Source organism: Hamadaea flava, from assembly GCF_024172085.1.
Lineage (GTDB): Bacteria > Actinomycetota > Actinomycetes > Mycobacteriales > Micromonosporaceae > Hamadaea > Hamadaea flava.
In genome coordinates, this window is the sequence record NZ_JAMZDZ010000001.1 from 1,396,884 (window position 1) to 1,408,338 (window position 11,455).

An 11,455-nucleotide genomic window follows, 5' to 3' on the forward strand; every position below is an offset into this window, starting at 1 on the left:
CGCGAGGCCGCCTCCCTCCCATATACTGAAAAGGGCAGAGGGGATCGCTACCCCCTTTTCACTGCTCGGACGACCGCGTCGTGGAGGGTCACTTCGTTCCCGTCGGGATCGGTGAACGGGCGTCCCGGATTGGTCGCCTCGATCTCCCACTCGTCGGCGTCGAGCGTCGTCGCCAGCTGCTCGGCGGTGTTCATCAAGACGGCCACGTGCGCCGGACGCTGGATCGCCTCGATGTCCGACGGGTGATGCCCGACGATCAAGATCGTCCCGCCCGGCTTGACCGCGTCCGCCAAGCGCCGGTGCAACGCCTGGAGGTCCTCCCACGGCAGGTGTACGAAATGCGCCGCCACCAGGTCGTACGCCGCCTTCTCCGGGGCCCAGGTGAAGATGTCGGCCTGCTGCCAGGTGAGCTGGTCGGCCAGGTCGGGACCCGCCGCCTCGGCCGCCCGTCGCAACGCGACCTCGGAGATGTCGACGCCGGTGACCTGCCAGCCCTGGCGTGCGAGCCAGATGGCGTCGGCACCCTCGCCGCTGCCGACGTCCAGCGCGGTGCCGGGCGTCAGGTCGGACGCGACGGTGACGAGGTGCGGGTTCGGGTTCCCGCTCCACACGCGGTCGGCCGAGCCGTACCGCTCGTCCCAGTACGTCGCCGTGAACATCTCGGCGTGATCGTGATCATGGTCCTGCTGATCGTGATCGTGCCGGCCGTGGTCGTGCTGGCCGCGGTCGTGGTCGTGGTCGTGGCTGTGATCGTGCTCCATGTCTTCAGCGTGCCTGGACCGGAGCCGCCTCGCCACGATTGTTGCCGATTCGGCAACGCAGCCCCTGGAATTCTATTTCGGTCTAGTCCACAACGCCTACGAATGCGTTGACGCGTGCAGTCTTCGGTATTACGGTCATGTCCCAAAATCACATTGGAGGGACGCATGAGGCGTATTGTGGCGCTGATCCTGCTAGCCGGACTGGTGGTCGCCCCAACCCAGGCGGCCGCCGCGGCGTCGGCCTGCGATCCACCGGGGTATCAGACGTTCGGGCCGGCCTCCGTCACCGGCGCCATCGTCGGCGCTGCTGTCCAAGATGGACACGCGTACGTGGTGACCCGGGGACTCAAGCCGCCGATCGTCGCCGAGATCGATCTCGCCACCCGGACGGTGGTCCGCCAGTCGGCGATTCCGGACGGGCCGGCGACCGGCGAACCGGAGGGTGCGTGGGCGACCACCATCTCCGGCGGGCAGCTCTACATCGGCACGTATCCGGTGCCTGACCTCTACCGGATGGACCTGGCGACCGGCGTCGTGACGCGGCTCTTCTCGCTCGGGGTCAACGGCGGCTTCATCTGGAGCCTGACGACCGCACCCGACGGCAAGGTGTACGCCGGAACCTACCCCGACGGCAAGGTCTGGGAGTACGACCCGGCGACCGGGGCCGCGCCGCGGAACTTCGGCGTACTGGCGACGGGTGAACGCTATGTCCGGGCTGTCGCCGCCGACGCCGGCAGCGTGTACGCCGGCCTCCTCGACAAGCACAAGCTGGTGGCGATCGACCGGGCGACCGGGGTGTCCAGGGTGCTCGCCGACGGTGGCACCGGATTCGGCGCGGTCGCCGTGGCCGGGGATCGCGTCCTCGGCGCGAGCGGCGGCGTGCTCTTCGATGTGCGTACCGACGGAGGCGACCTGAGGACCACGGACCTGGCAGCGCTGGGCCTGGACTCGATCGACTCGATCGCGATGGACAGCGACGGCAGCGCGGTGGTCTCCACCCGCCCGAACGGCGTGATCTACCGATACCGCGCGGGCGCGCTGACCCCGATGGGCACGCCGCGGCTCGGCGAGGAGACGCGACTGTTGGTCCCCTCCGCCGGTACGCTCACCGGCTTCTCGGGCAGCGGCGGCTTCTGGACGATGGACCCGGCCACCGGGGCGACCCAGTTCACCGACCTGATCGAGGCGGGCCTGACGCCCGGCTCCGAACGACCGCAGTCGATCCTGCTCCAGCCGAACCGGTACCTGTACGTCGGCGGCCATTTCTCGATCACCGTTCGCGACCTGCGAACGGGCTCCCAGCGACGCGTCTGGGTGCCCGGTGAGCCGAAGGCGCTGGCCCGCCGGGGCAATGAGGTGTTCGCGGCGATCTACCCCAGCGGGCAGCTCATCGCGCTCGATCCGCGCGACGACTCGATCCGGAGCCTGGGTTACCTCGGCGACGGCCAGAAGCGGCCCTGGGACCTGGAGTACGACCCCAAGACCGACAAGCTGCTCGTCGCGACCGCACCGCTGGGCGCGGAACTGCAAGGCGCGCTGTCCATCGTGGATCCCGACACCGGCGAGAAACAGGTCTACAAGAACGTCATCCCGGACGAGAGCCTCTACAGCCTGACCGTCGACTCCGAGGCCGGCATCGTCTACCTCGGCGGGGACGTCCTCGGCGGCGGCGGTACGCCCGCCACGAAGACGGCCGCCTCGGTCGCCGCGTTCGACCTCACCACCCGCAAGGTGCTCTGGCAGGTCGACCCGGTGGCCGGCTACAAGACCCTTCAGGACATCAAGGTCTACGACGGGGTGCTGTACGGGGTCTACAAGCGTACGACCAGCTGGTTCGCGATGGATCTGGCGACCCGGACGGTCATCGGATCCGGGCCGCTGACCACGTACGGCGAGATCGAGGTGCATCGCGGACGGGTGTTCGCCAGCACCTTCAACGCCCAAGGCGCGGGCGAGGTGCACCTGCTCGGGACGACCTCCGCCACCAAGCTCGCCAGCGGGCTCGGAATGGAGTGGTACACGAACCCGCAGCTCGCCTTCGAGCCCGGATCGTGGGACGCCTGGACGCTCGTCGGCCGGGATCTCGCGAAGGTCCGCCTCGACCCCGCCTGCCCCACGTTCACCCCGTAAGCCGCTCCCGCGCTCACCCTGTGAGCCGTGCAGATCACGGTTACGCATGCTACAAACGCCCAAGATCGCATGCGTAACCGTGATCTGCCGGTCACGGCCGAACCCAATCGAAGGCTGCGGCGGCGGGCCGATATCGAGCGACGTCAACCGTGACAAGAGGTGCCCGCCATTAGGGGCTAGATTCGGACCGGACCGTAAGTTACAGTGCCTCCACACCACCCGAGAGGACGCGACATGCAACTTCGCAAGGCTGTGTCGGCCGTCGCCGTCGCATCGTTGACGGCGCTGCTGGCCGCGTGCGGCGGCGGAGGCGACTCCGGCGACGACAAGGCCACGGTCACCATGTGGATCTACCCCGTCGTCGTCGACGAGACCCAGCACCGCGCGTACTGGTCCCAGACGGTCGACGCGTTCAAGGCGCAGAACCCGAATATCGACGTCAAGGTCGAGATCTTCCCGTGGGCCAACCGCGACGAGTCGTTGACCACGGCGATCGCCGGGAACAAGGGTCCCGACGTCGTCTACCTGATCCCGGACCAGATCCCCAAGTACGCCACCGCGATCGAGCCGATGGACTCGCACCTCGACGCCTCGGCCAAGGCCGACTACCTCGAGAACGTGACCAAGTCGGTCACGATCGACAACAAGCTCATGGGCGCGCCGATCCTCACTTCGGCGTTGTCGTTGCTCTGCAACAAGAAGGTGTTCGCGGCGGCCGGGCAGACGGCGTACCCGAAGACCTGGGACGACGTGAAGGCGATGGCCCCGGCGTTCAAGGCCAAGGGCTACGACATGATCTCCTACGACGGCGACGTGAAGACCACCCTGAACGTGACGTTCTACCCGCTGCTCTGGCAGGCCGGCGGGGACGTCTTCGCCGCCGACGGCAAGTCGGTCGCCTTCGACCAGGCGCCCGGCGTACAGGCCCTCACCTTCCTGAAGGACATGGTGGACGGCGGATACATCAACAAGGGCCCGGTCACCACCAGCCCGGCGATCGAGCAGAGCCGGCTGGCCCAGAACAAGGTGGCCTGTTCCTGGAGCGTCACCCCGGCCGACGTCACGAAGTTCTGGGGCAAGGACAACATCCAGGTCCTGCCGCCGCTGACCAACGCCAAGCAGGTCACCTACGGCACCGTCGGCTCGCTGGTGATGCTGAAGGGGTCGAAGAACAAGACGGCCGCGGCCAAGTGGGTCAACTTCGCCACCTCCGCCGCCAACGTGAAGACGTACGACACGGCGTCGGGCTTCTTCTCGCCGATCAAGTCCACCGGCGCCCTGTACGCCAACGACCCGGTGCTCGCCGAGGCCGAGAAGAACACGCAGTACGCCACGGTCGGCCCGCTGCAGGTGAAGTCCCGGGACGTCATGGGCGCCCTGGCCCCGGAGATCCAGGCCGCGCTGCTGGGCCAGAAGACTCCGGAGCAGGCGCTCAAGGACGCGGCGAAGGCCGCCAACGCGATGCTGGGCTAACCGGATGACCACCACCGCCTCGGCGCGCGAGCCTGTCGCGACGAGCCCCGCCCCGGCGCGCAAGCGCGCCGGGGCACGGTTCTTGCGGCCCGAGGCACGCAACGGCCTGCTGCTCGTGCTCCCCGCTTTCCTGCTGTTCGTGCTCTTCCGGTTCGGCCCGGCGATCGCCGGGGGCATCCTGAGCTTCACCGACTACACGCTCGGCGGCGAGACCGAGTGGACCGGTCTGGCCAACTTCGAGCGGCTCGTCCACGACGATCGGTTCTGGGACTCGCTGCGGGTCACCGTCGTCTACTCGTTGCTCGCCGTGCCCGGTTCGATCATCGTCTCCGTCGCGATGGCGATGCTGGTCCGCCGGACCTTCCGGGGCGTACGCCTGTTCCGGTCGATCTTCTTCCTGCCGGTGGTCACCAGCCTGGTGCTCGCCGGCATCATCTTCACCTGGATCTTCAGCGAGGACGGCCCTTGGTCGTCGCTGCTGCGCGCGGTCGGCTTCGAGGGCGGCTCGTGGCTGGCCGACAGCGTCCTCGTGTTGCCGGCGCTGGTCGTGGTCAGCATCTGGACCCGGTTCGGCTACGGCATGCTGATCGTCCTGGCCCGGTTGCAGGACATCCCCCGGGAGCTGGAGGAGGCCGCGCACGTCGACGGGGCGGGCCCATGGCAGACCTTCCGGCACATCATCCTGCCGCAGCTCAAGCCGGCGCTGTTCTTCCTGGGCGTGCTGGAGACGACGGTCGCCTTCCAGGCGTTCGACACGATCTGGGTGATGACCGGCGGCGGCCCCGGCCGGGCCAGCCGGACCCTGGTCATCGAGCTGTACGACCAGGGCTTCCGCAACTTCGACCAGGACTACGCGGCGACCATCGGGGTGGCGCTGTTCGTGATGACCCTGATCGTCGCGCTGATCCAACGCCTGATCATGGGGAGGGACAAGTGAGCGGACTCCGCAAAGCGGGACGGGCGACCGTCCTGTTCCTCGCCGCCGTCGTGACGCTGTTCCCGTTCTACGCGATGCTCGTGCTCTCGTTCAAGCCGATCGGCCCGGTGACGCTGCCGGGCAGCCTGTTGCCGGGCGGGCTGTCGCTGGAGGCGTACGAGCAGGTCCTGGGCACGGCAAGCCTGGCGCGCTGGCTGCTCAACACCGCCGTGTACGCGATCGTCTCCGTGGTCGGCGTCCTCGCGTTGTCGATGCTCGCCGGGTACGCCTTCGCGAAGAAGCGCTTCCCCGGCAAGGAGACCATGTTCTGGTCCTTCGTCGCGATGCTGATGGTGCCCTATCACGTGACCCTGATCCCGCTGTTCATCCTGATCGCGGACTGGGGCGGGGTGGACACCTACTGGGGTCTGATCATCCCGACGCTGGCCAACGCGCAGGCCGTCTTCCTGATGCGCCAGTTCATCAGCACGCTGCCCGACGAGTTGTTCGAGGCGGCCCGCCTCGACGGCTGCGGCGAGCTGCGCATCCTGTGGTCGCTGGTGTTGCCGCTGACCAAACCGATCCTGGCCACCCTCGGCGTGTTCGTCTTCCTGTGGCACTGGAACGACTATCTGTGGCCACTGGTCATCGGGCAGAGCGAGGAGATGCGCACGCTCACCGTCGGCATCGCCTCGCTGCAGGCCGAACGGGTTCCGCTGAACGTCGTCATGGCCGGATCGGTCGTCGCGTTCGTGCCGATCTTCATGGCGTACCTGATCGGGCAGCGGTATTTCGTCGAGGGTGTCACGACCACGGGCATGAAGGGATGATCGCCGTCGACGTCCCGCCAGGACTTCGGGAGCTGTTCTTCCCCGACGACCTGTGGGCTCGGCTGCGCGCGCTGGGGCCGCTCACCGATCGACTCACGGCCGACACGACGGTCGCGGTGACGAGCTGGCCGTCGCCGCCGATCTCGGCCGAACTGCTCGCAGCGTCGCCGCGACTGGGCCTGGTCGCGCATACGGGGGCGACGCTGCGGCCCTACGTCACCGACGAGGCGTTCGCCTACGGCGTGCGCTTCACCCAGGCGGGGGCCGCGATGGCCCACGCCGTCGCGGAGCAGGCGCTCGCGCTCACCTTGGCGCTGCTGCACCGCGTGCACCGGTTCGACCACGCCCTGCGTACCGGGGTCGCCTGGACGGCGGCCAAGCAGGCCCCGCCTCGCCGCGAGCTGCGGGACTGCCCGGTGGGCGTGATCGGAGCGTCGCGCACCGGCCGGGCTTACGTCCGGCTGGTGCGCGCGCTCGGCGCCCGGGTCGTGGTCACCGATCCGTATCTCGGTCCGGCTGAGGCCACCGAGCTGGGCGTGCGGGTGGTTCCGCTGGACGAGCTGCTGACCGGTTCGCGGGTGGTCGCGCTCCACGCTCCCGTGCTCCCAGAGACCCGGGGCATGCTCGGCGTCCGCGAGCTGTCCCTGCTTCAGTCCGGCGCGGTGCTGGTCAACACGGCCCGCTCGGCCTTGGTGGACATGCCGGCTCTCTATCACCTGGTACGCACAGAGCACGTGGACGCGGCGCTGGACGTGTTCGACGAGGAACCCCTGCCGGTGGACCATCCGCTGCGCGGGCTGCCGAACGTGCTCCTGACCCCGCACGAGGCGGGCGGCACCCTGGAAGCCCGGCGGCGGGCGGGCGAGATCGTGATCGGCGAGATCACCCGGTTCCTCGGCGGCCGGCCACTGGAGCACGAGGTCACCTCGGCGGCCCTGGCCCGGATGGGGTGATCGACCAGGCTCGGGCGGGCAGGTAGCGTCGCACCGTGATCGCTCTCGCCGGGCTGGCCACGAGCCACCCCTACACCGACGCCCGTACGCTCGCCACCCGGTCGGCGCTGGCGGTGTGGGAGCCGGACGCGCAGCGACTGGCCCGCTTCCGGGCCGAGCATCCCGACGCCGAGGTCTTCGACGACCTGACGGCGTTGCTGGACGCGAAGCCGGACGGGGTGGTGCTGACGGTGCCGACGCCGCAGGTCGCTCCCGCGCTGGCCGCGGTGCTCGACCGGGACCTGCCGTGCTTCGTGAACAAGCCCGCCGCGGCGACGGCCCGGCAGTTGGCCGTGCTGGATCCGGTCGTCTCCCGGGCGCCGCACCGAGTGCTGTCCAGTTCGGTCCTACGGTTCGCTCCCCAGTTCGAGGAGTTTCGTGCCCGGTACGCCGGCGACTCCGCCGCGATCCTGTCGGTACGCGCGACGGTCCGGCATTCGGTCCAGCCGTGGGCCGAGGGGCTCAATCCGTGGCAGGACGACCCCGCCGAGGGTGGCGGAACCCTGGTCACCATGGGCATTCACGGCGTCGAGCTGCTGGTCGCCCTGCTGGGCCCGGAGGTGACCGTGGCGGGGGCGGTGTCGGCCGTCCGCCGTTATCGGTCGCTGCGCTCGGAGGACACCGGGCTCATCGCGCTGGGCTGGCCGGGTGGCCCGGTCGGCGCGATCGAGGTGCTCGGCGTGACCGACGACGAGGCGTACGCCGTGACGGTGGAGACGGCCGAAGGCCCGCACACCATGACGCTGACCGGCGGTGACGATCCCGAGACGGCGCTGGGCTATCGGGGCACGATCGCGGCGTTCCTCAGCATGGTCGCGGGTGAGCCGAGTCCGGTGCGCTGGACCGAAACCCGGGCGGTGCTGTCGGTCCTGGCGACCGCTCGCGCGATGACCCGGTAGGAAACTTTCGGCTCCCATTGACGGCAGCCACACACTGAGGTTACGGTCGGGACCGTTAATCGGTTGAGGGGAGCGCCATGCGATCGCTGACGGAACTCGAGGAACGGCTGTCGCGGCCGCGCGACGGGCTCGTGGAGGACCTGCGCAAGCTCGACGGCGACCTGCTGATCCTCGGTGCGGGCGGCAAGCTCGGCCCGAGCCTGGTCCGGCTGGCCCTGCGGGGCGTCGCCGCCGCCGGGACCGGCGCCCGGGTGATCGCGGTGTCCCGCTTCACCGAACCCGGTCTGGCCGACGCGCTGCGGTCCGAGGGGGCCGAGGTGATCCCGGCCGACGTCGCCGACGACGCGGCCCTGGCCGCGCTGCCGGACGCCGCCAACGTCGTGTTCCTCGTGGGCGCGAAGTTCGGCACCTCCGGGCGCGAATACGCGACCTGGGCGACGAACGCGTACCTGCCGGGGCGGGTCGCCCAGCGCTACGCCGGATCGCGCCTGGTCGCGCTGTCCACCGGCAACGTCTACCCGCTCGTGCCGGTCACCTCCGGCGGCTGCACCGAGGACACCCCGGTCGACCCGGTCGGCGAGTACGCCATGTCCTGCCTCGGCCGCGAGCGCGTGCTGACGCACTTCGCGTACGAGCACGGCACGCCGACGGCGCTGATCCGGCTGAACTACGCCGTCGAGACGCGGTACGGCGTACTGGTGGACATCGCGCGGGCGGTGCACGCGGGCGAGCCGGTCGACCTGACCACCGGGCACGCCAACATCGTCTGGCAGGGGTACGCCAACGAGGTGACCCTGCGGGCGCTGCACCACACCGGCGTACCGCCGTTCGTGCTGAACGTGACCGGGCCGGAGACGGTCTCGGTCCGCCAGGCCGCGCTAGACCTCGGTACGCGCCTGGGCCGGGAGGTCCGGTTCACGGGGACCGAGTCCCCCACGGCGTTGCTGTCCAACGCCCAGCGCTGCCACGGCCTGTTCGGCTACCCCGACGTGCCGCTCGCCGAATTGCTCGACTTCATCGCCGACTGGGTCGTCGAGGGACTGCCACTGCTCGGCAAGCCGACCCATTTCCAGACGCGCGACGGCAAGTTCTGACCACGAACGGGGAACAAGTGCTCACCGAAACCTCCACCACGTCGACTTCGGTTGCGGCCCAGACCGCGCTCGACGCCTTCCGGCGCGGCTGCGTCATCCCGGCTCATCCGCTGGCCCTCGACGAGCGGCGGACGCTCGACGAACGCCGCCAGCGGGCGCTCACCCGCTACTACCTCGACGCCGGAGCCGGCGGGTTGGCGGTCGGCGTACACACGACGCAGTTCGCCATCCACGATCCGGCCGTCGGGCTGCTGCCGCCGGTGTTGGAGCTGGCCGCCGAGACGGCGAAGGGCGCGGACCGCGAGGTCGTCCTCATCGCGGGCGCGTGCGGCCCGACCGCGCAGGCGGTCGCCGAGGCCGAACTGGCCGCCTCGCTCGGCTACCACCTCGTGCTGCTCTCCCCCACCCCCGAACTGGACGAGGACCAGCTCATCGAGCGAGCCCGCGCGGTCGGCGAGGTGCTGCCGGTCGTCGGCTTCTACCTCCAGCCGGCCGTCGGCGGGCGGACGCTGTCCCGCGACTACTGGACTCGGCTGGCCGCGCTGGACTCGGTCGCCGGGATCAAGGTCGCGCCGTTCGACCGCTACCGCACCCTCGACGTCCTGCACGGTGTGGTGCGCGCTGGCCGCATCGGCGACCTCGCCCTCTACACGGGCAACGACGACCACATCCTGGCTGACCTGATCACGCCGCACCGCGTACGCGTGGACGGCCGGTCGGTGCAGGTCGAGTTCGTCGGCGGACTGCTCGGGCAGTGGGCCGTCTGGGTGCACCGGGCCGTCGAGCTGCTCGCCGACGCCCGCGCCGCCCGGCACGGCGACGATGTGGCGCTGCGCCGGCTGCTGAGTCTCGACGGGCACCTCACCGACGCCAACGCGGCCATCTTCGACGCCGCCCACGGCTTCCACGGCTGCATCCCCGGCATCCACGAGATCCTGCGCCGCCAAGGTCTGCTGGACGGGCGCTGGTGTCTCGACCCCGCCGAGGACCTCTCCCCCGGCCAGCTCGACGAGATCGATCGGATCTGGGCGGCGTATCCGCATCTGAACGACGACGAGTTCGTCGCCGCGAACCTGGACCGATGGCTCGCCTAGAGGGTCAGCCGGTAGAGGGTGAGCGGGCGGCCGCTCGCACCGGACTGGAGGTGGCCCAGCCGCTCGGCGAGCCCGGCCAGCTCCAGCCGGTGCAGCATGCGCCGGGCGGTGCGCTGCTGGACACCCAGCTGCTCGGCCACCTCGCGGGTGGTCAGCGGCTCGGCCCCGGCCGCCGCCTTGACCTCGCGCAGACGCTCCAGTGTGGACACCGACAGGCCGACCCGCTGGGCGATCACCGCCGCCGTGGTACCGCCGCCGGCGCGGGCGGGCGCCTCGGATTCGAGCACCACGTCCATGTCGCTGCGCAACGACAGGACGGCCGCGACCGGACCGATCCGGCGGGCCCGCGACAGGGCCCGGCGAGCCAGGCTCTCCGCCTCGGCGGCGCTGCGGCCGAGGCCGAAGCCCACCCGGACGGTCTCGTGCCGGTCGGCGAGCCGCCGCAGCATCGGCAGCGCCGAGAAGCCCGCGGTCGCGTCGGCGAGCGGACCCCGCGTGGTCACCAGGAGATGTGTGCCGCCGGTGTAGCGCGCGACGCTGCCGCCGAGGGTCGCCGCCTCCCGCATCAGTCCCTCGTCCTCACCGGAGACCTCGACCAGCCCCAGCGCGATCTGGGCGTCCTCGTGCGCCTGGTTGTCCGCCGTCAGCAGCAACTGCCGCAACGCCGTACGCACGGAGTGGGTCGACGGTGCGAGCCGCAGCACCGGCATGTGGGCGTGCAGCGCCTCGTAGACGGAGCGGACGCAGGTGACCGCGACGGTGGTGCCCTGTGGCCCCCGCGCGCTGCGCTTGTGGAACGCGACCAGGTCGTCCGAGGTCAGCCCGGATCGGTACGGCAGCACCTTGATCCGGTCGACGGGCAGGCCCGCCTCGATCAGGGTCGCCGCGACGTCGGCGTTCGGCAGGGTGTCGACCGACATCCGGGTCGGGTCGTGCCCGTCGCGCAGGAGGCGTACCGCCGCCTGAAGGAGCGTCGCGCCCGTGTAGTCGACGAACGCGGCCGGCCGGGACGCCGCCTTGGCCTCCTTGGCCAGTGTGTACGGCACGATGCCGGTGAACAGCCAGGCCCCGATGTGCGCGTCGTGGGCGGCGACCAGACCGGGCGCCTGGGACTCGTGGTCGTAGTCCAGCCGCCGGGCGGTCACGCCGGGCTGCTCCTCGCAGGTCGCCGCGACGTCGTCCACCAGGTCGTGCGGGCCTACCACGCCGATTTCGATCGCCACCGGTCCTCCTTGCCGTTCGCAGCACTACCAGATTACGGTCAGG

General features: G+C 70.3%; 10 protein-coding genes. 8 read left to right on the forward strand and 2 right to left on the reverse strand.

Annotated features, from left to right (window positions below; all coding sequences use genetic code 11):
* Window positions 1-47: 47 nt before the first annotated feature.
* Window positions 48-659, reverse strand: coding sequence for a class I SAM-dependent methyltransferase (locus HDA40_RS06785; protein WP_253763584.1), 612 nt, complete (start codon window positions 657-659; stop codon window positions 48-50).
* A 267-nt stretch (window positions 660-926) separates the two neighbouring features.
* Between HDA40_RS06785 and HDA40_RS06790 the strand changes: the two genes are divergently transcribed.
* The 8 genes from HDA40_RS06790 to HDA40_RS06825 all read left to right on the forward strand — a co-directional run bounded on the left by HDA40_RS06790 (window position 927) and on the right by HDA40_RS06825 (window position 10,189).
* A complete protein-coding gene (locus HDA40_RS06790) occupies window positions 927-2,891 on the forward strand; it encodes a YncE family protein (protein ID WP_253753077.1) in 1,965 nt (654 codons plus the stop codon).
* Between the two features lie 234 nt (window positions 2,892-3,125).
* Window positions 3,126-4,364: an ABC transporter substrate-binding protein gene (locus HDA40_RS06795; RefSeq protein WP_253753079.1), complete on the forward strand. Its 1,239-nt coding sequence runs from the start codon at window positions 3,126-3,128 to the stop codon at window positions 4,362-4,364.
* 4 nt (window positions 4,365-4,368) lie between these two features.
* Window positions 4,369-5,301: a carbohydrate ABC transporter permease gene (locus HDA40_RS06800; RefSeq protein ID WP_253753080.1), complete on the forward strand. Its 933-nt coding sequence runs from the start codon at window positions 4,369-4,371 to the stop codon at window positions 5,299-5,301.
* Window positions 5,298-6,110, forward strand: a complete 813-nt coding sequence (locus HDA40_RS06805; RefSeq protein WP_253753081.1) for a carbohydrate ABC transporter permease — start codon at window positions 5,298-5,300, stop codon at window positions 6,108-6,110. Before HDA40_RS06800 ends, HDA40_RS06805 begins: the two co-directional genes overlap by 4 nt.
* Window positions 6,107-7,063 (forward strand): hydroxyacid dehydrogenase, encoded by a 957-nt coding sequence (locus HDA40_RS06810; RefSeq protein ID WP_253753082.1) that lies wholly within the window; start codon window positions 6,107-6,109, stop codon window positions 7,061-7,063. The genes HDA40_RS06805 and HDA40_RS06810 overlap by 4 nt, the downstream gene beginning before the upstream one ends.
* A gap of 35 nt (window positions 7,064-7,098) precedes the next feature.
* The gene (locus tag HDA40_RS06815) at window positions 7,099-8,001 is read left to right on the forward strand and encodes a Gfo/Idh/MocA family protein (RefSeq protein ID WP_253753083.1); all 903 of its coding nucleotides are present in this window, start codon (window positions 7,099-7,101) and stop codon (window positions 7,999-8,001) included.
* Between the two features lie 77 nt (window positions 8,002-8,078).
* A complete protein-coding gene (locus HDA40_RS06820; RefSeq protein ID WP_253753084.1) occupies window positions 8,079-9,095 on the forward strand; it encodes an NAD-dependent epimerase/dehydratase family protein in 1,017 nt (338 codons plus the stop codon).
* A gap of 17 nt (window positions 9,096-9,112) precedes the next feature.
* Window positions 9,113-10,189: a dihydrodipicolinate synthase family protein gene (locus HDA40_RS06825; protein WP_253753085.1), complete on the forward strand. Its 1,077-nt coding sequence runs from the start codon at window positions 9,113-9,115 to the stop codon at window positions 10,187-10,189.
* On the opposite strand, the gene HDA40_RS06830 is transcribed toward HDA40_RS06825, so the two are convergent.
* Window positions 10,186-11,412, reverse strand: a complete 1,227-nt coding sequence (locus HDA40_RS06830; protein WP_253753086.1) for a helix-turn-helix domain-containing protein — start codon at window positions 11,410-11,412, stop codon at window positions 10,186-10,188. The genes HDA40_RS06825 and HDA40_RS06830 overlap by 4 nt on opposite strands.
* Between the last annotated feature and the right edge of the window lie 43 nt (window positions 11,413-11,455).

Bases quoted from the DNA above. Each gene is read 5' to 3' on its own strand.
- HDA40_RS06820 (WP_253753084.1), top strand. From the start codon at position 8,079: ATGCGATCGCTGACGGAACTCGAGGAACGGCTGTCGCGGCCGCGCGAC.
- HDA40_RS06810 (WP_253753082.1), top strand. From the start codon at position 6,107: ATGATCGCCGTCGACGTCCCGCCAGGACTTCGGGAGCTGTTCTTCCCC.
- HDA40_RS06785 (WP_253763584.1), bottom strand. From the start codon at position 659: ATGTTCACGGCGACGTACTGGGACGAGCGGTACGGCTCGGCCGACCGC.
- HDA40_RS06795 (WP_253753079.1), top strand. From the start codon at position 3,126: ATGCAACTTCGCAAGGCTGTGTCGGCCGTCGCCGTCGCATCGTTGACG.
- HDA40_RS06800 (WP_253753080.1), top strand. From the start codon at position 4,369: ATGACCACCACCGCCTCGGCGCGCGAGCCTGTCGCGACGAGCCCCGCC.
- HDA40_RS06790 (WP_253753077.1), top strand. From the start codon at position 927: ATGAGGCGTATTGTGGCGCTGATCCTGCTAGCCGGACTGGTGGTCGCC.